A 20767-nucleotide genomic window follows, 5' to 3' on the forward strand; every position below is an offset into this window, starting at 1 on the left:
TGGCGAGGTGAGCGGCGAGGTTCTTGTGGTGATCCTCGGCCTTGGTGATCCGCTCCGTGATCTCCACGTTCGGGTTGAGCTGCTGGTACTCCTTGTACAGGTCCTTGTAACCGAACTCGCCGAACGTCGCGATGGTGAGCTTGACCTTGCCGCCGGGCTTGGCCGGGTCGTCACTGCCACCACACGCGGCGGTCGTCAGGACCAGCGACGCGGCGAGCAGCGAGCCGGCGATCACGACAGCGCGGCGCCGCAGACCGTTGCCGGTGTGAGCTGAACGCATTGCCATCCTCCAAACAGGAAGGGAAGGGGTTTCAAAGCAGTTGCGCGAAGGGTGATGCGGAGGTGCGATTGGAGAGCGCTCTCCCACACAGGAGCATGTTCTCCCGCCCCGCGCATGTCAAGGGGCCATTACCGTTCCGTTACGCGCTCCGTCCGGGCACGCTGCGCAGGCCCGGGGTCACCAGGCCTCAGACGCTTTCGTCGACCCCTCAGGCCGACTGGCGGACCACGAGTTCCGGCTCGAAGATGACCGAGGTGGTCCGGTGACCGCGCTGGTCGATCCGGGCGAGCAGCAGGCGTGCCATCTCCGCGGCCATGTCCTCGACCGGCTGGCGCACGGTGGTCAGCGGCGGCCTGCCCGTGGTGGCGGCGCTGGAGTCATCGAAGCCGATGACGGCGACGTCACCGGGAACGCTTTTCCCATGATCACGAAGAACCATCAGTGCGCCCTGCGCCATCACGTCGCTGGCCACGAAGACGCCGTCGACCTCCGGATACTCCCGTAGCAGCTGCTCCATGGCGCGCTCGGCGCCGTCCTGGGTGAAGCCGCCGTCGTACGACGGCACGTAGGCGAAGCCGTGCTTGGCCATCGCCTCCCGGAAACCGTTGAGGCGGTCGGCGCCCGCGGGCATGTCCACCGAACCGGAGATGGTCGCCACGTGTTGGCAGCCGCGCGCGGCGAGATGGTCGGCGGCCAGTCGGGCCCCGTTGTACGTCGCCACGTCCACGTAGCTGATCGGCATGGGCGAGGCGGGGCGCCCGTACAGCACCGCGGGCACCGCCGCGTCGGCCAGCAGCCCCGGCAACTCGTCGTGCGGGTGCAGTGAGATGACCACGACCCCGTCGACCTGCCCCTGCCGCACGTCCGCGACGACCTTCTGGCACGCCTCCTCGTCACCGGCCAGCGTCAGCGCCAGGTGCACCCCGACCGGGCGCAGCACGCTGAGCACGCCGCCGACCACGCGACCGAAGAACGGGTCGGAGAAGAAGCGGCCCATGAACGGGTCGTCGGCGGTGCGGCTCTCCGCCTCGGACACGACCAGCGCGATGGCGCCGGTGCGGCCGGTGACCAGCGAGCGGGCCGCGCGGTTGGGCACGTAGCCGGTGGCGGTGACCGCGTCCCAGACCGTTTTGTGCAGCGCCGGATCCACGTTGCGGATGTTGTTGATCACGCGGGACACGGTCGCCCGGGAGACGCCCGCGACCTGCGCGACGTCCTCAAGGGTGGGCAGCCGCGGCGCTGGGGGTCGGTCACTGCTCATGAACGAATTTATAGCACAAACGGAGAGCGCTCTCCGCCCGCCACCTGCGCAGAATGGTGCGGCGGGCAGCCCTGGCCGGGCCGCCCGCCGCACTCTACAAGCGCCAGGTCATCACTGGTAGACCTGGAACTCCCACAGCGAGTAGCCGTAGGCGGTGTTGCGTACGGTGCCGTTCATCCGCACATAGCGGCCCGAGGCGTTGACCGGGATCTGGTCGAACCCGCCGTTGCCGGTGGTGGTCGAGTAGATCGTCGTCCACGTGGTGCCGTCGTTGGACGTCTGGATCGTGTACGACTTGGCCGAGGCCGTCTCCCACGCCAGCAGCACGTTGTTGAACGACTTCACCGAACCCAGGTCGCACTGCAGCCACGCCGTGTCGACCCACTCGCTGGCCCAGCGGGTGCCGTAGTCGCCGTCGGTGGCGTAGGACGGCAGCTGCGGACCGTTGGTGCCGGTCGGCTGGTAGGTCGAGGCGGTGCACGGCCTGTTCAGCGCGATGTTGGTACCCGGGATCGTCGGCGGCACGACCCGGAACGACTTCTGCTCGATGCCGACGTTGCCGTAGCCGTCGAAGGCGTACACGTACACCTTCCACACGCCCAGCTGCTCCGGCGCGGTCACCTGGAACTCGTTGCTGCCGAGCTGGGTGAACCGCACGTTGGAGAACCCGGTGCCGCCCGTGATGTGCTTGTTGCTGAACATCAGGTTGTACCGGATCGCGTCACCGTTGGGGTCCGACGCCCCGGCGTACACGGTGAACGTGCCGCCCGCGGGCACCGACGTCTCGTTCGACAGCGTCAGGCTGGAGAACTCCGGCGGGGTGTTGGCCGAGGCCGTGCCGGAGTACGCCTGCTTGAGCGCGTGGTAGCCGAGTCGGCGCCAGCCGCCGGTCAGCGTGTTGAGCCAGACGCCGCCGAAGTCGTTCTCCAGGCCGTAGTGGAACTCGGTGGCCCCGAGCGCCACGCCGGGGTGGCTGAGCACGGCGTTCCAGCTGGCCGTGTAACCGGCCTTCTTCTGCACGTCGGTGGGCTCCTTCGGCACCCCGTTGATGTCGTTGGGCACCTCCCACTCGCCGTCCGGGCCGCCCTCGGTGACGATGTACGGCTTGTTGTAGCCGCCGCTGATCCAGGCCTGCTTCACGCCGCCGATGGCGCCGTAGGAGTTGATCGCCCACAGGTCCAGGTTCGGGGCGTTGTTCTTGTAGTACGGCCACGCGCCCACCCACGCGTCGGTCGAGGTGACCGGGTGGTTGGGGTCGGCGGCGTGGATCGCGACCGCGACCTCGTTGACGAAGGCGGCGTACGCGTTGCGCCTCGCCTCGACCTCGGCGGCCGGCAGCCCGTGGTCCTGCATGGTCAGGATGACCTCGTTGCCGACGTCCCACATCAATACGCCCTGGCGGTTCTTGAGCGCGTTGACCCGGGCCACGATCTCGGCCTTGACCGAGGTCTTGTACGCGGTGTCGTTGACGTAGTCGGCGCCCTGGTTCAGCCAGTGCCCGACGACCACCTTGATGCCGAACCGGGCGGCGGTGTCCAGCAGCGCCGGGGTCTGCGCGTCGTCGACGCCCCAGGTGCGGATGGTGTTGACGCCCATGTTCTTCAGGTCGCGCATGTAGCCGTCGGCCGCGCCCTGCGGCGGGCCGTAGGTCAGACCCTTCACCGTGTACGCCGCACCGTTGACCTGCAGCTGCCAGTTGCCCTGGGTACCGGTGACCTTCACGACGCTCGGACCGGCCGGCACGGCCGGGTCGGTCATCGCCGCGGCGGTGGTGCCGACCTGCCGCGACACGGTCACCTTGTCCACGGCCAGGATGCCGCCGGAGGTGGTGGCCGGGGTCGGCACGGTCTCGCCCGCGATCGCGTTCGGGTAGAGGCCGCCGATGGCCAGGTCGAGCCGCAGGTAGAAGCCGTGGTGCACGGCCGCGTCCCAGGCGGCCACGCCGACCTGGCTCTCGCGCACGACGTAGGTCTGCACCCCGTCGAGGTAGAAGCGGATCTCCTCGTCGGTCTTGGTGCGGTCGATGACCTGAGCGTACTCGTGGAAGGCGGTCTGGCAGCCCTGGCAGCTGGCCAGGCCCGAGGTGCGACCGTTGTACTCGCCGCACGGCCCGTCCGGGGCGGTGCCGCAGTGCAGCGTGTTGGACAGCTGGCTGCGCCCGTTGACGCCGCTCATGATGTCGGTCTCGCCGACGCCGGGCCAGTTGTTGTAGTTGCCCCGGTACGCCGCGCCGGTGGCCCGGAACGCGGGCCAGTAGCCCAGGCCGTTGGCCGGGTTGGGCTGCTGGATCACCGCGGAGAAGCGGGTCAGCTCGCCCGCGGCCGGGGTGAAGTCGGTGCGCTGGGTCTCCAGGCGGCCCGAGGTCCAGTTGCCGGCCCCGTCGCGGATCGCCTTGATGTTGAGCTTGCCGTCACCGGTGAGGTAGACGTTGGCGGTCGACGCGCTGGCGGTCTCGATCTCGCTGGTGCCCCAGTTCGCCGCACCTCCCGGATACTGCGTGCCGGTGCGCAGCAGCCAGTTGGCCCCGCTCGGCGAGGTGTTGGCCGCGCCGTCGAAGTTGTCCTCCCACACCGTGGTCCAGTTGCCGGACGGCGACTGGCTCGGCGAGGGGTTCGGGCTGCTGCTCGGCGACGGGGACGTCGGCGGGGTGCCGCCGGCGAAGACGCGCATCTCCCACAGCGAGTAGCCGTAGCCGCCGACCCGGGCGGTGCCGTACATCCGCACGTAGCGGCCGGTGCCGGAGACGGTGAGGCTCTGCGTGCCGCCGGTGCCCGTGGTGGTGGAGTAGACCGAGGTCCAGGTGTTGCCGTCGGGCGAGGTCTGGATCTGGAACGCGGTCGCGTACGCCGCCTCCCACACCAGCTCCACCTTGCAGATGCTGTACGACTGCCCGAGGTCCACGCGCAGCCACTGCGGGTCGGCGAACAGGCTGCCCCAGCGGGTGCCGGTGTTGCCGTCGACCGCCTCGGCGGGCGTGCCGACCTCGACCGAGGACGCGGTCGCGGTCTTGCCCTGGGCCACGTTCGTGGTGCCGCAGGCACCGGCCGTCGGCGACGGGTTGGTCCCGCCGATGCTGCCGATGACCTTGAACTCGTACAGCGAGTAGCCGTAGCCGCTGTTACGGGCGGTGCCGTACATGCGGACGTAGCGGCCCGTGCCCGTGACGTTCAGGGTCTGGGTGCCGCCGGTGCCGGTGGTGGTGTTGTAGATCGAGGTCCAGTTGGTGGCGTCGTTGGACGTCTGGATCTGGAACGCGGTGCCGTAGGCGCCTTCCCACTGCAGCACGACCTGGCTGATGGTGGCGTTGCCCTGCAGGTCGACCTGCAGCCACTGCGGGTCGCTCCACTGGCTGCCCCAGCGGGTGCCGGCGTTGCCGTCGACCGCGTTGGCCGCGGCCAGGTCGGCGCCCTGGACGGACGAGGCGGTCGCGGGCTTGCCCTGTGAGATGAGGGTGTCGGCCGCATTCGCCGTGGTGAAGGGGACGATCAGGACCAGGGACGAGACGACGGTGGAGATCGCGACCGGTATCGCGATCCGCCACCGGCGGGCGAGTCGCCTCGCGCCCGGGCTGGTGAGGGCGGGTGTCATGGAGCTCCTACCTGTTCATCGGGGCGTTCGGAGGAGTCGGGTTCCGGGCCCGGTACGGGCCACGATGGAGAGCGCTCTCCGAGTGTTACGCCCAAATTTCCTCAGTGTCAAGACGGCGACGATCATCGGTGCCGACTCGCCCGGATCAATCCGTTATGACCGATCGATTTGGTAAGCCGGTTACAAGAACAGCGCTGGGGCTCTTGACATCCGGGCCGTCCAACCGGGAGCCTTGCCCAAGTGGGAGAGCGCTCTCCATCGCGTTTCCCGCTTCGCTCCCCGGCACCCCGAGAGGTAATCCATGCTCACGCAGACCGAGGAACCCGCCGCCGCCACGCGGCAGACGCTGCAGTTCCCCCAGGGCTTCTGGTGGGGTGCGGCGACGGCGGCGTACCAGATCGAAGGCGCCGTGGCGGAGGACGGCCGCACCGCGTCGATCTGGGACACCTTCTGCGCCACGCCCGGCCGCGTCGTCGACGGGCACACCGGCGCCGTCGCCGCCGACCACTACCACCGCTACCGCGACGACGTGGCGCTGATGCGCGAGATCGGACTGTCGGCGTACCGGTTCTCCATCTCCTGGCCCCGGATCAAGCCGGGCGGCGGCCCCGCCGTCAACCAGACCGGCCTGGCCTTCTACGACCGGCTCGTCGACGAGCTGCTCGACGCGGGCATCCGCCCCACCGCCACCCTCTATCACTGGGACCTGCCGCAGGAGCTGGAGGATCGCGGCGGCTGGCTCGACCGCGACACCGCCCACCGCTTCGCTGAGTACGCCGCGGTCATGGCCGAGAAGCTGGGCGACCGGGTCAAGCTGTGGTGCACCCTCAACGAGCCGTGGTGCTCGGCGTTCCTCGGCTACGGCTCGGGGCACCACGCTCCGGCCCGTACCAGTGCCGATGGCGGCTTGCAGGCCACTCATCACCTGCTGCTGGCCCATGGCCTCGCGACCCGCGCCGTGCGCGCGGCGGTGCCCGGCGCGCAGGTCTCCATCGCGCTCAACCAGGGCGCGGTCCGGCCGCTGACCGGCGCCGACGGCGACCGCGACGCCGCCCGCCGCATCGACGGGCTGCTCAACCGCATCTTCCTCGACCCGATCATGACCGGGCAGTACCCGGCCGACGTCGTGGCCGACACCGCCTCGGTCAGCGACTGGTCGTTCGTCCGCGACGGCGACCTCGCCGTGATCGCCGCGCCGATCGACGCGCTGGGCGTGAACTACTACGCCCCCGACCTGGTCAGCGCCGCCACCGAACTGTCGGAGGAGAACTCGCCCTACCCGGCCACCGCCGACGTCGCGTTCCACCAGACCCCCGGCCCGCGTACGGAGATGGGCTGGACCGTCGACCCGACCGGCCTGCGCGACGTGCTGCTGCGCCTGCACCGCGACCACCCCGGCCTGCCGCTGTACGTGACCGAGAACGGCGCCGCCTACGTCGACGAGGTCGACGCCGAGGGCCGGGTCCGCGACACCGACCGCATCGAGTACCTGCGGCTGCACCTGTCCGCCGCGCACGAGGCGCTGACGGCGGGCGCCGATCTGCGCGGGTACTTCGTCTGGTCGCTGCTGGACAACTTCGAGTGGGCCTTCGGCTACGGCAAGCGCTTCGGCATCGTCCGGGTCGACTACGACACGCAGCAGCGCATCCTCAAGGACAGCGCGCTGTGGTACCGCGAGGTCATTAGGGCTGGTGGCATCGCGGGCTGACTCCCCACCACCGCGGGGAGTCCCACGGGGCGGGTCCGGTGTCGACCTCTCAGGGCGCCGGGCCCGCCCCGTCTAGGCTTTGTCCGTGACCGTGACAAACTGGGCCCGCAACGTCGTCTTCCAGGCCGCCCACGTGCGGCGACCGTCCAGCGTGGACGAGCTGCGCGACATCGTGACGGGTGCGGCGCGGGTGCGGGCGCTGGGCACCGGGCACTCGTTCAACGAACTCGCCGACACCGAAGGCGAGCTGGTCAGCGTCGCCGCACTGCCGCCGGTCGCGCAGATCGACCGCGAAGCCGCCACGGTACGGGTCACCGCGGGCACCCGCTACGGCGAGCTGGCCACGGCCCTGCACGAGGCCGGATTCGCCCTGCCCAACCTGGGTTCACTCCCCCACATCTCGGTCGGCGGCGCCTGCGCGACCGCCACCCACGGCTCCGGCCGCCGCAACGGCAACCTGGCCACCGCCGTATCCGGCCTGGAACTGGTGACCGGCACCGGCGACCTGCTGACCCTGGACCGCACCGACGACCGGTTCCCCGGCGCGGTGGTGCACCTGGGCGCACTCGGCGTGGTCACCCACCTGACCCTGGACCTGCTGCCGACGTTCGAGATCAGCCAGTACGTGTACGACGACCTGCCTGCCGCCGCCGTCCCCGACTGCTTCGACGAGGTGCTCGACGCGGCGTACAGCGTGAGCCTGTTCACCTCGTGGTCGGGGCGCGGCGTCGACCAGGTGTGGGTCAAGAGCAGCCGGGACGGGTTCGCCGCCCCGGCGCGCTGGCACGGGGCGAGCGTCGCCGACGGGCCACGCCACCCGATCGCGAGCATGTCGCCGGTGCACTGCACCGCCCAGCAGGGGTTGGCCGGGCCGTGGCACGAGCGGCTGCCGCACTTCCGGCTCGACTTCACCCCGAGCAGCGGCGACGAGCTGCAGTCGGAGTTCTTCGTGCCGCGCGAGGCGGCCCTGGACGCGTACGCGGCACTCGACGCGATTGCGCCGCTCATCGCGCCCGTCCTGCAGATCGGCGAGATCCGTACCGTGGCGGCCGACGACCTGTGGCTGAGCCCGGCCTACGGCCGCGACAGCGTCGCCTTCCACTTCACCTGGATCGCCGACGCGACCGCGGTCGCCCCCGTCCTGACCGCCGTCGAGCACGCCCTGTCCCCGTTCACGCCTCGCCCCCACTGGGGCAAGGTGTTCTCCCTCGACCCGGCCCAGGTCCGCGCCGCCTACGACCGCCTCCCCGACTTCCTGCGCCTGCGCGCCGACCTCGACCGCGACGGCCGCTTCCGCAACCCTTTCACCGACCGCTATCTCCACTGACCGCCGTTCGGCCCGTTGACCCACACCAAGATCGTTCAAGTTGCCGGGCAATCGGGCGTTTGAAGGCCCACTTTCGCCCGACTGCCCGGCAACTTGAACGATCTTGGACGCCCCGCCGCACGGCGAGGTGGCACGCCGCCGCACGGCGAGGTAAGGAAGGGCACCTTCTTATCGCTTTGCGTAGAAGGTGCCCTTGTTAACGCCCGGCTCAGGCGGCGGCGGTGGAGCGCTGCGGTAGGCGGTGCAGCAGGGCGGGTAGGACGGTGCCCAGTGGGGCGTCCAGTAGCAGGGTGGCGTCGGGGTCGGAGCGGGTGGCGCCGCGGTTGACGATGGCGACCGGAATGCCGTGCTTGACCGCGCGGATGACGAACCGGCGCCCCGACATGACCGTCAGAGAACTGCCCAGCACCAGCAGCGCCCGGGAGCGTTCAACCAGGCCGAAGCAGTGTTGCACGCGCGGGGCGGGCACGGTCTCGCCGAAGAAGACCACGTCGGGCTTGAGCATGCCGCCGCAGCCCTCGCAGTCGACGGTGGCGAACCCCGCGACCTCGTCATCGGTGAGTTCGACGTCGCCGTCGGGGTGCACCGCCGTGATCTGCGCGGTGTAGCCGGGGTTGGCCGCCTCCAGGCGGCGGTGCAGCCGCTGGCGGGTGCTCAGGTCGCCGCAGTCCAGGCAGATCACCCGGTCCAGGCTGCCGTGCAGTTCGACCACCTCGTCGGCGCCCGCGGCCTGGTGCAGGCCGTCGACGTTCTGGGTGACGATGCCGGTGAGCAAGCCCCGCTCCTGCAGCGCGGCCACCGCGCGGTGGCCGTCGTTGGGACTGGCCCGAGCGATGCCGCGCCAGCCCAGGTGGCTGCGCGCCCAGTAGCGGCGACGGGCGAACGCCTCCCGGGTGAACGTCTGATACGTCATCGGGGCGCCGCGCCGCTGCACCCCATCAGGGCCGCGGTAGTCGGGGATGCCCGATTCGGTGGACAGTCCGGCGCCGCTGAGCACCGTCACGTCGCCGCCGCCGACGAGTTCGGCCAGCCGGTCCATCGTCACTTCCAGCACCTCACCATGCTGCCACCGCGCCCACCGAGCCCCACGGCGGCGGGGTTAGAACGTTAAGGATCATTGAAAGGAGTCTTTACTATTAGGTTTGTTTAATTTACGTTGACGAGTACATGACAGCCTGCAAATCCAAGGTAGGTGGAAACTCATGAAACGCCCAGCTCAGAGCACTCGCATGCGGGTGCTGGCGGCCACGGCCGCCACGCTGGTGGCGATGGGTGCCTCGCTCGCGATCTCCACCGCGGCGTCGGCGGCCAATCTCGTCAGCAACCCCGGCCTGGAGACAGGCGCCCTCTCCCCCTGGACCTGCGCCGCCGGTCTCGGCAGCGTCGTGACCACGCCCGTGCACGGCGGCACCAAGGCGCTGGCGGGCGCGGCCAACGCGTCCAACCACGCCCAGTGCAGCCAGACCGTCACCGTCCTGCCGAACACGGCGTACGTGCTCAGCGCCTGGGTGCGCGGTAGCGGCGGCTACGTGTACCTCGGCTACACCGGCGGCACCGAGACCTGGAACCCGGCCTCGGCCAACGCGTGGACCCAGCTCTCGCTCAACCTCACCACGGCTGCCGGGCAGACGTCGCTGACCATCAACGTGCACGGCTGGTACGGCACCGGCACGTACTACGCCGACGACTTCTCGCTGGACGGCCCCGGCACTCCGCCGTCGTCGCCGCCCGCCTCGCCTCCGGCCTCGCCGTCCCCGTCGAAGTCGGCCTCCCCGAGCCCGTCGGTGTCCCCGCCGTCCTCGCCGTCGCCGTCCGTGCCGCCACAGTCCCCGCCGCCGCCCGGTGGCAAGAAGATCCTCGGCTACTTCGTCGAGTGGGGCGTCTACCAGCGCAACTACCACGTCAAGAACATCGCGACGAGCGGTTCGGCCAGCAAGCTGAACTACATCAACTACGCGTTCGGCAACGTGACCAACGGCCAGTGCGCCATCGGTGACGCCTACGCCGACTACGACAAGGCGTACGACGCGGCCGGCAGCGTCGACGGGGTCGCCGACACCTGGGACGCGGGCGCCCTGCGCGGCAGCTTCAACCAGCTGCGCAAACTCAAGCGGCAGTACCCGAACCTCAAGGTGCTGTGGTCGTTCGGCGGCTGGACCTGGTCCGGCGGCTTCGGCCAGGCCGCGGCCAACCCGACCGCGTTCGCCAACTCCTGCTACAACCTGGTCGAGGACCCGCGCTGGGCGGACGTCTTCGACGGCATCGACATCGACTGGGAGTACCCCAACGCCTGCGGTCTGTCCTGTGACGCCAGCGGTGCGGCGGCCTTCAAGAACCTGATGTCGGCGCTGCGCACCCGCTTCGGCTCCAGCTACCTGGTGACGGCCGCCATCACGGCCGACGGCACCGCCGGCGGCAAGATCGACGCCGCCGACTACGGCGGCGCGGCGCAGTACGTCAACTGGTACAACGTGATGTCGTACGACTTCTTCGGCGCCTTCGCCGCGCAGGGCCCCACCGCGCCGCACTCGCCGCTGACGTCGTACACCGGCATCCCGACCCCCGGGTTCTACACCGACGCGGCCATCCAGAAGCTGAAGAGCAAGGGCGTGCCCTCCTCGAAGCTGCTGGTCGGCATCGGCTTCTACGGCCGTGGCTGGACCGGCGTCACTCAGGCCACCCCGGGCGGCACCGCCACCGGCGCGGCACCGGGCACCTACGAGGCCGGTATCGAGGACTACAAGGTCCTCAAGACCAGCTGCCCCACCACCGGCACCATCGCGGGCACCGCGTACGCCAAGTGCGGCAGCAACTGGTGGAGCTACGACACGCCGAGCACCATCGGCGGCAAGATGTCCTACGCCAACTCGCAGGGTCTCGGCGGCAGCTTCTTCTGGGAGTTGTCCGGCGACACCACCGGCGGTGAGCTGATCACCGCCATGCGCAACGGCCTGGGCTGATCCACCCGGGCAGTTGCCCACGAACGGCGGGCGTCCACGGAGGACGCCCGCCGTTCCCTTTCTCGGCCGCCATCAGCGGGCCACCGCCCTCTCACGGTCGGCGACCGCGGGCTGACTACGATTCCGGCAACCGCCCCCGGCCGTAGGAGCACCCATGTCCACCGAGGAATCGTCCGGCCTGAGCCGGACCGCGACCATCGTCACCATCGTGGGGACGCTGCTCGGCACGGTGTTGGCCTACCTGTCGCTCGCCGCGGCCGTGAAGTGGCCGCCGTTCACCGAGCCATCGGTCGAGGTGTTCCAGGGTGCCAACCCGCAGAAGGACAACTGTTTCCGCAGCGCCTGCCACTTCATCGGCCTCACGCTGTCCGATTTCGACCCCGACAGTGCGGTAAGGTGCACGTTCGACAGCGCTGAGGGGGCGAACCTGTTCGGGGCCGAGGTCATCACCACCGACGCCGACGGCAACGCGCGGGTCGAGAGCACGAACAACTACGGCACGCCGGGTGGCTGGGTCAGCGCCACCTGCGACGGGCACACCGCCAAGCTCGAAGGCTGGTGACGCAATCTCCGGGTCGACAAACCCGAGGTAGGCGAGCCTTCGTGCGTGCGATCATGCGCCGGTGAAAAGCTATCTGCGCACCGCCCGGCTGGAGCTGCGGCCGTTCACCGGGTCGGCCGCCGACGTCGAGGACCTGTACGGACTCGACGACGACCCGGCGGTGATGAAGTACCTGACCGGCGGCAGGAACACGCCGCGCGAGCAGATCCGCGACGAGGTGCTGCCCCGACTGCTCGCCACGTACCGGCGGTTTCCTGGGTTCGGGTGCTGGGCCGCGTTCGCTCGCGACGGCGGGGCGTTCCTCGGCTGGTTCGCGTTGAGCCGCGACGAGCAGATGCCGGACGGCGAGGCGGAGCTGGGGTACCGGCTGCGGCGCGAGGCGTGGGGGCAGGGGTACGCGACCGAGGGGTCGCTCGCGCTGATCGACCGAGGGTTCGCCGAGCTGGGGCTGGCCCGCGTCACCGCGAACACGATGACGGTGAACCTCGGGTCGCGGCGGGTGATGGAGAAGTGCGGGCTGCGGTATGTGCGGACGTACTTCCTGGACTGGCCGGACGTGATCGAGGGCGGCGAGCAGGGCGACGTGGAGTACGAGCTGCTCCGCGCCGACTGGGAGCAGAACCGCGCCGCATGACCCGCGCCACGCCACCGCCCCACCAGCCGGGGTGGGGTGGGGCGGGCGGCGCTGGAGTGGGGTCAGCTGGTGACGGTGGTGGGGTCGGCGAGGAAGGACAGGAGCAGCGCGTCGAGGTCGCCGCCGAGCAGGGCGACTCCGTGGTCGGCGCCGGGGCGCAGGACCAGCTTCTTGTGCTTGGACACCGACAGGCCGTACAGCTCCTTGGCCTGGTCGGTGAAGCCGCCCTCGAGTTCGCCCGCCGCGAAGATCGTCGGCGCGGCCAGGGACTTCACGGCGGTACGCGCGTCGGCGTCGTACACGGTCGGCGCGGACAGGCTGACCACCCCGTCGACCGGTGGCGTGGTCCGCGCCGACGCGGTCAGCGCGATGGTGCCGCCGCGCGAGGCGCCGAACACGAAGACCCGCTTGACGCCCGCCTCGCGCAGGTGGGCGATCCCGGCCTGGGCCACCTCGATCGCGTCGCGGGAGCTGATGTCCAGCGACAGTGCCCGGTAGCCCTGCTGCTGCAGCGTGAGCGCGAACGGGTACCACTGGCAGACGTTGCTCTCGGCCTGATGCAGCAGGACGACGCCGGTGTCGCCGGTGCCCACCTCGATCGCGGCGGTCATGTTGTCCGTGGCGTCGGTGATGACGACCAGCGGGCTGCGGTCGGCCAGGCAGGCCACGTTGGCGTCCTCGAGCACCCGCTGGCGGGCGGCGTCGGTCGGGTCGAGCGGGGACGGCGAGGGCCTGCCCGTACCGTCCCCGCCACCACACCCGGCGGCGAACGCGACGGCGAGCAGGGCGGTCGCGGCGAGCAGACGACGCGACAGGGTCGTGGTGATTGTCCTCATGCGAGCCTGAACGCCCGAGATCGCCGGACCGGTTGTCGGACTCTAAAGGTTGTTTACTTATCGAGTCGCGGCGACCCCGCGCCGGAACACTTGGCGGTACGTCTGCGGTGGCACCGAGGTGAACCGGCGGAAGTGCGTGCGCATGTTGACGGCGGTGCCGAAGCCGACCCGCGCGGCGATCCGCTCGACCGGATCGTCGGTGGTCTCCAGCAGCTCCTGCGCCCGCCGGATGCGCTGCTCCAGCAGCCACTGCAGCGGGCTGACCCCGAGGCTGTCGCGGAAGCGCCGGGCGAACGTGCGCGGGCTCAGGTGCGCCTGGCGGGCCAGCTGTGCCACGGTCAGCGGCTGGTCCAGGCGGTCGCGCGCCCAGCCCAGCACCGGCGCGATCTCCGAGCGGGCCTCGCCGCGCGCCAGCGGCTGGGCGAACTGCGCCTGACCGCCCTCGCGGTGCGGCGGCACGACCATCCGGCGGGCCACCTCGTTGGCGACGGCGGCGCCGAAGTCCTGGCGGACCAGGTGCAGGCACAAGTCGATGGCCGAACCGGTGCCCGCCGAGGTGAGCACGTCGCCCTCGTCCACGTAGAGCACCTCGGGATCGACCTTGACCCGCGGGTAGCGGTGGGCGAAGTCGAGCGCGTTCATCCAGTGGGTGGTGGCCCGGCGGCCGTCGAGCAGCCCGGCCTCGGCCAGCACGTACGCCCCGCTGCAGATGGAGGCGATGCGGGCGCCCCGGGCGTGCGCGGCGAGCACCGCCTCGACCAGGGCCGGGGGTGGGCCGCACTGCACGGTTCGGTTGCACGCCGGGAGGAGCACGGTGTCGGCCGCGACCAGATCGTCCAACGTGTACCCGGTCTGCACGAGCAGGCCGGAGCGCACCCGCAGCGGGCCGGGTTCGGCGGCGCACAGGCGCAGCTCGTACCACGGGTCGACCAGGTCGGCGCGGTCGACGCCGAACACCTCGCACGGCACGGCGAGCTCGAACACCGGCAGGTCGTCGGTGATCGCCACCGCGACGACGTGCCGCTTGGCGGCGGCGGGGCTCATGGCAGGATCCTATCGCACGACGGCATTCCTGCCACTGGTGCGCCGACCAGCCATACCCGAGGGTGTAGTAATGACCGAAACCCTGCAGCGACCTGACAACACCGCTGCCGACCACTCCCCCGCGCCGCGCGGACGCCTCACCCTCCCTCAGGGCGCCGCGCTGTACGTCGGCGCCGTCCTGGGCACCGGTGTGATCGCGCTGCCCGCGCTCGCGGTGCAGGCCGCCGGACCCGCCTCGCTGCTGGCCTGGCTCGGCCTGGTGGTGCTGTCCGTGCCGCTGGCGCTCACCTTCGCCGCGCTGGGCGCCCGCTTCCCCGACGCGGGCGGCGTGTCGACGTACACCCGAAACGCCTTTGGTCCGCGCGCAGCCGCCGCCGTGGGCTGGTGCTTCTACTTCGCGGTGCCCGCCGGAGCCCCGGCCGCCGCGGTCTTCGCGGGCGCGTACGTCGAGGCGGCCGTCGGGGGCGGCCAGCGCACCGTGCTGCTCACCGCCGCCGCGCTGATGCTGGCCGTCACGGTCACGAACCTGTTCGGGGTCACCGTCTCGGGGCGGGTACAGCTCGTGCTTGCAGTGCTGCTGGTGACGCTGCTGCTCACCGCCGTGGCCACCGCCGCGCCGCACGGCGACCCGGCCAACCTGCACCCGTTCGCCCCGCACGGCTGGTTCGCGATCGCCCCGGCCGCCGCGCTGCTGGTGTGGAGCTTCGCGGGCTGGGAGGCGATCACGCACCTGGCCGCCGATTTCCGGCACCCGCAGCGGGATCTGCCGCGCGCCGCCGGGATCGCGGTGGTCGTGGTCGGCGTGCTGTACCTGGCGGTGGCGGGCGTCGGCATCCTGGTGCTCGGCCCACAGGCGGGCACCGGCGCCCCGCTGGCGCGGCTGCTGGAGATCGGGCTGGGCGGCCCGGCCGGGTCGCTGGCCGCGGCGGCGGCGCTGCTGCTCACCTTCGGCACCATGAACGCGTACTACGCCAGCGCCGCCAAGCTGGGCGCGGCCCTGGGCCGCGACGGCGCGCTGCCGCAGTGGCTGGCCCGGGGTGCCCGCGCCGGGGACGTGCCGCGGCGCAGCCTGGCCGTCACCGCGAGCCTGTCCGCGCTGGCCATGATCGTCGTCGCGGTGACCGGCACCGGGGCCCGGCCCCTGGTGCTGCTGGCCACCGGGGCGTTCGTCGCCGTGTACGCCCTGGGCACCGCCTCGGCGCTCAAGCTGCTGCCGCGCGGCACCGCCGCGCACCGCAGCGCGATGGTGGCGCTGGTCGCCGTGGTGGCGCTGGCGCTGACCACCGGCTGGTACCTGCTGTGGCCACTGGCCATGGGCCTCGGAGCACTGCTCTACCAGCGCCGCGCCGCGCGGAGCTGAACCGGCACGGCTGAACCGGGCACGCCCGGCCCGCGCGCTCCCGTTGGCAGAGGGATGGGAGGCGCGGGTCGGGCGTGAGACTCACCCGGTGGTCACCAGGCCAGCGCGGCGCAGTCGGCCTCGTCCGGCAGCAGCGGCCGGATGGCCACCGAGTACGTCTTGCCGCCGGAGGTCCACGGCGTCAGCTGGTTGGCCTTGGCGGCGGCCGCGAGCACTGCCGTCGCCTGGTCGCCGGTGGCAGCGACGCAGCCCAGGTCCATGCCCTCGGAGAACGGCTTGCCGGGCAGCGCCGGGCCGGGCCAGGCGATCTCGGCCTGCGCGCCCGCGTCGGCGTTGGGCTGGTAGCTGCTGGCCAGGCCGGTGACGGTCTTGGCCTGGTACGGCTCGGAAGCGCTGACGGCGCCCTTGCCGAGGGTGCTCTCCAGGTCGGTCAGCGCCTTGATCAGGTCGAGCAGCTTGCGCCGTGCCGCGATCTGGTCGGCCGACAGGCCGTTGGTGGTGATCTCCTCGGTCAGCGCGTACGCCGAGGTCTTCTTGTCACCCTCGGCGGTGTGCACGGTGATCACGGTGTCCGGCATATCGGTGACGCCCGGCTGGCCCAGGTTGGTGGTGTTACCCACCCCGGCCTTTACCGCGCGGTCGACCAGCTTCTGCACGTCGCCGCTGGAGATGCGGCGCAGCTGGAGGTTCGGCAGCGCCGGACCGGGATAGATCATCACCACGGGTCCCTCGGTGATGACCCGGCCGTCGGCGTAGACGCTGAGCATGGGGATGCGGCTGGCCAGGTAGGACGGGGGAACGAAACCGCCGACCTGCTCGACGCGCAGGGCTACGGAGTCTCCGCCGGGGAACGTGAACTGGTCGCCGTCGCCCTTGCCCGCGCCGTCGGCGGCCTGGGCGCAGCCGGCGGCACCGAGCACGAGCAGCGAGGCGAGCACCGCTCGGACTGCAAGAGTTGCCTTCATGCCTGCTGTGACCGTACGCGGACCGCCTCGGTTCCCAGGTTTCGGGAAAAGTTGCCGACGCTGCTCAGCCGAGTGAAGCGAACCCGTCCCCGGACAGCTCGACCAGCTCCTCCAGCGCCTGCCGGGCGCGAGCGGCGGCGGTCGGGTCACGCTGCTCGATGCCGCTGGCGACGAACTCGTCCTCATCCAGCCGCAGCACCAGGGCGCGATCGGCGGACACCCACAGGTCCAGGTCCAGGTCCTCGACGACCAGGCGGTCGGCGTCCCACTCGGCCGGTCGGGTGACGTCGCAGTACCAGCCCTTGCGTCCGTCAGGCCCGCTGACCTCCTTGACCGAGTACCACCGGTCGCGCCAGTAGTGCTCGGTGAAGATGTCGCCCGGGTCGAAGCTGACGAAGCCGAAGTCGCGCGGCCCGTCCCCGGCGAACGGGGCTTGCACCACCAGGTGCACGCCGTCGTCAGAGAGCACCCGCGCCGGATAGCTGATCTTCTCGCGACCCTGTTTCACGAGCCTTACCAGCACCTCGTCGCCGACCGCCAGCACCTCCATGAGCCCTCCGTCCACACACCCAATTTCATGATCGCATCTGCGATCCGGCCCCGGGAAACCCGGCGGCTCCCGTTGAGAAGGGCACCTTCTACCTCGCAAAACGATAAGAAGGTGCCCTTCCTTTCACTAACCTCAGGGCATGAGCCCGTTGCCGCGCGCCCTGCTGTGGGACCGGATGGTCGAGGTCGGAGCCGACATCGCCCTGGTCGACCTGCGTCCCGATCGACTGTTCGCGCACGGGCAGGCGGTGGCGGCCGAACCGGTCGCCCACTCCTGCCGCTACCAACTGACCACCGGCGAGGGATTCGTCACCGACACCCTGACGGTCGAGTCCGAAGGCGCGGGCTGGCAGCGCGAGGTCAAGCTGGAACGCTCCGATCGCGGCTGGCGGGTCGTCACCAGCGAGCAGGGGCGCTTCGGCTCGGCGTCGCTGCCGGGCATCGTCGACTCCGACCGGCTCGCCGACGCGTACGACGTGGACCTGGAGGCCACGGCGCTGACCAACACGCTGCCGATCCGGCGGCTGAACCTGCTGGGCGCGACGCCGGGCACCACGCACACCGTGGTGGTGGCCTGGGTACGGGTGCCGTCGTTGCAGGTCATCCCGGTGGAGCACACGTACAGTGTGATCTCGCCGGAGAAGATCCAGTTCACCTCGGGCACGTTCAGCGCCGAGCTGACCGTCGACAGCGACGGCTTCGTGGTCACCTACCCCGGGTACGCCACCCGCGTCGACTAGCGGTTAACCAGCGAAAATAGCCGCATTTCGATGAGGTCGGCCAGTACCAGCGTGCGCTCCGCCATGGCTGCGCCAGGGGCTTTCAGATGGTTACGCGTCGTAGTACTTGAGATATTCACGGCTGACTTCGGTGCTGGGATGGGCGGCACCCTGGACGCGGATGCGGTCGGCGACGAGGGCGCGGAACAGACGTGCCGCCTCGGCCCGGTCCCCGCCCTTCCCGATGTTGTGCGCGAGGTTGTGGCGGGAGGTCAGGGTGTCCGGATGGTCGGCGCCCAGGACCCGAGTGCGGTCGGCGACGACCGCGCGGAACAGACGTGCCGCCTCGGCCCGGTCCCCGCCCTCGCCGATGTTGTGCGCGAGGTTGTGGCGGGAGTTGAGAGTGTTGGAGTGGTCGGCGCCCAGAACCCGAGTGCGGTCGGCGACGACCGCGCGGAACAGACGCACCGCCTCAGCCCGGTCCCCGCCCCACCCGATGTTGTGCGCGAGGTTGTGGCGGGAGGTCAGGGTGTCGAAGTGGTCGGCGCCCAGGACCCGAGTGCGGTCGGCGACGAGGGCGCGGTAGAGGCGCGTCGCCTCAGCCCGGTCGCCGCCCTCCGAGACGTTGTACGCGAGGTAGTGCCGGGAGTCGAGGGTGTCGGAGTGGTCGGCGCCCAGAACCCGAGTGCGGTCGGCGACGACCGCGCGGAACAGACGCACCGCCTCAGCCCGGTCCCCGCTCTGCCCGATGCTGTATGCGAGGTTGTGGCGGGAGTTGAGAGTTTTGGGGTGGTCGGCGCCCAGGACCCGAGCGCGGTCGGCGACGACATGGTGAAGCAGGTCTGCGGCCTCGGCGTAGTCGCCTCGCTCGAACATCCTGACGGCGTCGTTGTGCTGGCGGGTGAGGGTCTTGGCGTCGACAGGCGCGGCTGCCGGTGCGGGCGGCGCGGTGTTCTGACCGCCGCGTAGACGGGTGGTGAACCCAGCCGTCGGCATCCGGCCGTCGGTGACGTCCTCGAACTGCAGGTTCGCCAGCCGGAAGAACCGTCTACCACCCAGCAGTAGGGGGAAGATCTGCTTGCCGTTCAGCTCGGCTTGATCGATCTCCCGGTCCACCCACACCGACGAGTTCGAAGCCGGACTCATCACCACGACGAACGCCGCGCACGTGTCGATCTGCTGCTCGATCACCATGGCCCACCGGTCGCCTGTGATGACCTGCCGATCGAACCAAACCTCGACACCGGCAGCGGTCAGATGCTCGGCCAGCTGGCCACGTAAGCGCTGTCACTGGCGTGGCTGTAGCTGATGAACACATGTCCCGACACCCCTAGCAAACTACCGACCGCTGTCGATCTCGGAACATTGGCTACGAGTGCAGGGATCTACACGTGTCCGGCCATCCATACCGGGCGCACCAGCGCGGCTCCGGAGCGGCACGGGATCTCCAGCCGCAGCCTTCACGATCTTGAGTGCGACTAGCGGCCGCGGGCCTCGGCCATACCCCGGTTGGCCAGGGCGTCGGCGCGCTCGTTGCCCGGATCGCCCGCGTGCCCCTTCACCCAGCGCCACTCGATGGTGTGCCGGGCGGCCGCCTCGGACAGCCGCTGCCACAGGTCGGCGTTCTTGACCGGCTTGCGGTCGCTGGTCAGCCAGCCGTTGCGCCGCCACCCAGCCAGCCACGAGGTGATCCCGTTGCGCAGGTAACTGCTGTCGGTGTGCAGGCGCACCGTCACCGGCCGCTTCAGCGCCTCCAACGCCTGGATGGCGGCCATCAGCTCCATCCGGTTGTTGGTGGTCTGCCCGGCCTCGCCGCCGCACAGCTCGCGCTCGTGGCCGCGGTAGCGCAGGATGGCACCCCAGCCGCCGGGGCCGGGGTTGCCGCTGCACGCGCCATCGGTGTAGATCTCCACCAGGTTGTCGGCCGGGTCTGCCATACCGGGCAACCTACCGGTTGCGGCCGGATCAGTAACGCTGCACCGGCCCATCGCCGTCGCGGGCCAGGCGGCCGGAGCTGCGGGCCCGGCGGGACAGGACGTGGTCGAGGCTGTAGCGGCCCGCGCCGACGGCGGCCAGCAGCAGCGCGCCCACCCCCAGGGCGATGACCAGCTCGGCGCCGCCCTTGTCGATGAACAGGCCGTGGCCGATGTGCACGGTCAGGTAGGCCCCGAGCATGTCGATGGCCAGCAGCAGGCCGACGATCGGCGTGAACAGGCCGAGGATCAGCAACGCGCCGCCGACGAGTTCGACGAAGGTGGCGAACCAGGCGGACAGGCCGGGCAGCGGAACGCCCATGGCCCGGAATCCGGCGGTCACCTTCGGGATGCCCAGGTCGAACAGTTTCTGCCAGCCGTGGGCGAAGAAGATGACGCCCAGCCCCAGCCGTGCGATGAGTTTTGCGAGGTCACGTACTGTTTCAGGCACAGCGAACATCGAAACCACCCCACCGGATCGCCTGTTGTCAACCAGCCTTTCACAGTAAGCACCTATTAGCCCGTTATCACCCGAGAAACCCGACAGGGCGGGACACACCGACACGCGAGCCGAACTCGGATGAGGCGCCCCGTCGTGCAGAAACCGCGCGGACATGGTGGGATGCATCCGCGAGGACAGCATCGCGCCCGGCGGGCGGACCTCGTACGCACCGAGCGCACCCGGAAGAACGGAGGATCAGATGCCCTCAGACGGCCTGATTAACCGGCGATTCGTATACAACGGCCACGCCAGCACCGTCGCCGACTACGACGGCAACAAGCGGCTGGCGATCGTCATGGACGACCAGCCGCACCAGTGCTTCTCGGTCAGCATCGACCTGCCCGACGACCCCTCCGTCGGCCTGCAACTCGACCTGTACCTCGCCGACGGGCAGTTCTACGCCTGGCCGGCCGCCGGCCGGGGCGAGCCGCCCGCGCTGCGTCAGGGCAGCGTCGTGGAGCCGTCCGCCGACGCCTGAACGCAACCGAACCGCGCTCCA

18 protein-coding genes and 1 pseudogene are annotated in these 20767 nt (G+C 70.6%); 8 read left to right on the forward strand and 11 right to left on the reverse strand.

Annotated features, from left to right (window positions below; all coding sequences use genetic code 11):
* From KUA19_RS35435 to KUA19_RS35445, 3 genes and pseudogenes are all read right to left on the reverse strand, one after another.
* Positions 1-280, reverse strand: a pseudogene (locus tag KUA19_RS35435) (hypothetical protein); the annotation flags it as partial.
* A 208-nt stretch (positions 281-488) separates the two neighbouring features.
* Positions 489-1541 (reverse strand): LacI family DNA-binding transcriptional regulator, encoded by a 1053-nt coding sequence (locus KUA19_RS35440; RefSeq protein ID WP_217403260.1) that lies wholly within the window; start codon positions 1539-1541, stop codon positions 489-491.
* Positions 1542-1652: 111 nt separating this feature from the next.
* Entirely contained in the window at positions 1653-5129 is a 3477-nt protein-coding gene (locus KUA19_RS35445) for a discoidin domain-containing protein (protein ID WP_217403262.1), read from the reverse strand.
* 301 nt (positions 5130-5430) lie between these two features.
* Here KUA19_RS35445 and KUA19_RS35450 point away from each other — a divergent pair, with 301 nt between their 5' ends.
* Together KUA19_RS35450 and KUA19_RS35455 are read left to right on the forward strand one after the other, a co-directional pair.
* A complete protein-coding gene (locus tag KUA19_RS35450; protein WP_217403263.1) occupies positions 5431-6837 on the forward strand; it encodes a GH1 family beta-glucosidase in 1407 nt (468 codons plus the stop codon).
* Positions 6838-6922: 85 nt separating this feature from the next.
* Complete coding sequence (locus KUA19_RS35455) at positions 6923-8164, forward strand: FAD-binding protein (protein ID WP_217403265.1); 1242 nt, start codon at positions 6923-6925, stop codon at positions 8162-8164.
* Positions 8165-8372: 208 nt separating this feature from the next.
* Here the strand turns inward: KUA19_RS35455 and KUA19_RS35460 are convergent, their stop codons facing one another.
* Complete coding sequence (locus KUA19_RS35460) at positions 8373-9203, reverse strand: NAD-dependent protein deacetylase (protein ID WP_217403379.1); 831 nt, start codon at positions 9201-9203, stop codon at positions 8373-8375.
* Positions 9204-9366: 163 nt separating this feature from the next.
* Between KUA19_RS35460 and KUA19_RS35465 the strand changes: the two genes are divergently transcribed.
* From KUA19_RS35465 to KUA19_RS35475, 3 genes are all read left to right on the forward strand, one after another.
* Positions 9367-11124: a glycosyl hydrolase family 18 protein gene (locus KUA19_RS35465; protein WP_254550629.1), complete on the forward strand. Its 1758-nt coding sequence runs from the start codon at positions 9367-9369 to the stop codon at positions 11122-11124.
* Positions 11125-11278: 154 nt separating this feature from the next.
* Entirely contained in the window at positions 11279-11686 is a 408-nt protein-coding gene (locus tag KUA19_RS35470; RefSeq protein ID WP_217403267.1) for a hypothetical protein, read from the forward strand.
* Positions 11687-11747: 61 nt separating this feature from the next.
* A complete protein-coding gene (locus KUA19_RS35475) occupies positions 11748-12320 on the forward strand; it encodes a GNAT family N-acetyltransferase (RefSeq protein ID WP_217403268.1) in 573 nt (190 codons plus the stop codon).
* Between the two features lie 62 nt (positions 12321-12382).
* On the opposite strand, the gene KUA19_RS35480 is transcribed toward KUA19_RS35475, so the two are convergent.
* Complete coding sequence (locus KUA19_RS35480; RefSeq protein ID WP_217403269.1) at positions 12383-13156, reverse strand: alpha/beta hydrolase; 774 nt, start codon at positions 13154-13156, stop codon at positions 12383-12385.
* 57 nt (positions 13157-13213) lie between these two features.
* Complete coding sequence (locus KUA19_RS35485) at positions 13214-14200, reverse strand: GlxA family transcriptional regulator (protein ID WP_217403270.1); 987 nt, start codon at positions 14198-14200, stop codon at positions 13214-13216.
* A gap of 70 nt (positions 14201-14270) precedes the next feature.
* On the opposite strand from KUA19_RS35485, the gene KUA19_RS35490 reads away from it, so the two are divergent.
* Entirely contained in the window at positions 14271-15560 is a 1290-nt protein-coding gene (locus KUA19_RS35490; RefSeq protein WP_217403271.1) for an APC family permease, read from the forward strand.
* 92 nt (positions 15561-15652) lie between these two features.
* On the opposite strand, the gene KUA19_RS35495 is transcribed toward KUA19_RS35490, so the two are convergent.
* Together KUA19_RS35495 and KUA19_RS35500 are read right to left on the reverse strand one after the other, a co-directional pair.
* The gene (locus KUA19_RS35495; protein WP_217403272.1) at positions 15653-16525 is read right to left on the reverse strand and encodes a hypothetical protein; all 873 of its coding nucleotides are present in this window, start codon (positions 16523-16525) and stop codon (positions 15653-15655) included.
* A 64-nt stretch (positions 16526-16589) separates the two neighbouring features.
* A complete protein-coding gene (locus KUA19_RS35500) occupies positions 16590-17075 on the reverse strand; it encodes a ribonuclease FAU-1 family protein (protein ID WP_217403274.1) in 486 nt (161 codons plus the stop codon).
* Between the two features lie 139 nt (positions 17076-17214).
* Here KUA19_RS35500 and KUA19_RS35505 point away from each other — a divergent pair, with 139 nt between their 5' ends.
* Positions 17215-17814: a putative glycolipid-binding domain-containing protein gene (locus KUA19_RS35505; RefSeq protein WP_217403275.1), complete on the forward strand. Its 600-nt coding sequence runs from the start codon at positions 17215-17217 to the stop codon at positions 17812-17814.
* A 90-nt stretch (positions 17815-17904) separates the two neighbouring features.
* Here KUA19_RS35505 and KUA19_RS35510 read toward each other — a convergent pair whose 3' ends face one another.
* The 3 genes from KUA19_RS35510 to KUA19_RS35520 all read right to left on the reverse strand — a co-directional run bounded on the left by KUA19_RS35510 (position 17905) and on the right by KUA19_RS35520 (position 20226).
* Positions 17905-19062, reverse strand: coding sequence for a tetratricopeptide repeat protein (locus KUA19_RS35510; protein ID WP_302563497.1), 1158 nt, complete (start codon positions 19060-19062; stop codon positions 17905-17907).
* 209 nt (positions 19063-19271) lie between these two features.
* A complete protein-coding gene (gene rnhA / locus KUA19_RS35515; RefSeq protein WP_217403277.1) occupies positions 19272-19730 on the reverse strand; it encodes a ribonuclease HI in 459 nt (152 codons plus the stop codon).
* A 28-nt stretch (positions 19731-19758) separates the two neighbouring features.
* On the reverse strand, positions 19759-20226 hold the full coding sequence (locus KUA19_RS35520) for a DoxX family protein (protein WP_217403278.1): 468 nt from the start codon (positions 20224-20226) through the stop codon (positions 19759-19761).
* 241 nt (positions 20227-20467) lie between these two features.
* Here KUA19_RS35520 and KUA19_RS35525 point away from each other — a divergent pair, with 241 nt between their 5' ends.
* Positions 20468-20746 carry a hypothetical protein gene (locus tag KUA19_RS35525; protein ID WP_217403279.1) on the forward strand — a complete coding sequence of 93 codons (279 nt, stop codon included), beginning with the start codon at positions 20468-20470 and terminating at the stop codon, positions 20744-20746.
* Positions 20747-20767: the final 21 nt, after the last annotated feature.

Source organism: Catellatospora tritici (genome assembly GCF_019083965.1).
Taxonomy (GTDB): Bacteria; Actinomycetota; Actinomycetes; order Mycobacteriales; family Micromonosporaceae; genus Catellatospora; species Catellatospora tritici.

Excerpts from the sequence above, each read along its gene's own strand:
- KUA19_RS35520 (WP_217403278.1), bottom strand. The coding sequence starts at position 20,226 with ATGTTCGCTGTGCCTGAAACAGTACGTGACCTCGCAAAACTCATCGCA.
- rnhA (WP_217403277.1), bottom strand. The coding sequence starts at position 19,730 with ATGGCAGACCCGGCCGACAACCTGGTGGAGATCTACACCGATGGCGCG.
- KUA19_RS35445 (WP_217403262.1), bottom strand. The coding sequence starts at position 5,129 with ATGACACCCGCCCTCACCAGCCCGGGCGCGAGGCGACTCGCCCGCCGG.
- KUA19_RS35450 (WP_217403263.1), top strand. The coding sequence starts at position 5,431 with ATGCTCACGCAGACCGAGGAACCCGCCGCCGCCACGCGGCAGACGCTG.
- KUA19_RS35465 (WP_254550629.1), top strand. The coding sequence starts at position 9,367 with ATGAAACGCCCAGCTCAGAGCACTCGCATGCGGGTGCTGGCGGCCACG.
- KUA19_RS35500 (WP_217403274.1), bottom strand. The coding sequence starts at position 17,075 with ATGGAGGTGCTGGCGGTCGGCGACGAGGTGCTGGTAAGGCTCGTGAAA.
- KUA19_RS35495 (WP_217403272.1), bottom strand. The coding sequence starts at position 16,525 with ATGAAGGCAACTCTTGCAGTCCGAGCGGTGCTCGCCTCGCTGCTCGTG.
- KUA19_RS35480 (WP_217403269.1), bottom strand. The coding sequence starts at position 13,156 with ATGAGGACAATCACCACGACCCTGTCGCGTCGTCTGCTCGCCGCGACC.
- KUA19_RS35440 (WP_217403260.1), bottom strand. The coding sequence starts at position 1,541 with ATGAGCAGTGACCGACCCCCAGCGCCGCGGCTGCCCACCCTTGAGGAC.
- KUA19_RS35470 (WP_217403267.1), top strand. The coding sequence starts at position 11,279 with ATGTCCACCGAGGAATCGTCCGGCCTGAGCCGGACCGCGACCATCGTC.
- KUA19_RS35490 (WP_217403271.1), top strand. The coding sequence starts at position 14,271 with ATGACCGAAACCCTGCAGCGACCTGACAACACCGCTGCCGACCACTCC.
- KUA19_RS35505 (WP_217403275.1), top strand. The coding sequence starts at position 17,215 with ATGAGCCCGTTGCCGCGCGCCCTGCTGTGGGACCGGATGGTCGAGGTC.
- KUA19_RS35525 (WP_217403279.1), top strand. The coding sequence starts at position 20,468 with ATGCCCTCAGACGGCCTGATTAACCGGCGATTCGTATACAACGGCCAC.
- KUA19_RS35460 (WP_217403379.1), bottom strand. The coding sequence starts at position 9,203 with ATGGACCGGCTGGCCGAACTCGTCGGCGGCGGCGACGTGACGGTGCTC.
- KUA19_RS35485 (WP_217403270.1), bottom strand. The coding sequence starts at position 14,200 with ATGAGCCCCGCCGCCGCCAAGCGGCACGTCGTCGCGGTGGCGATCACC.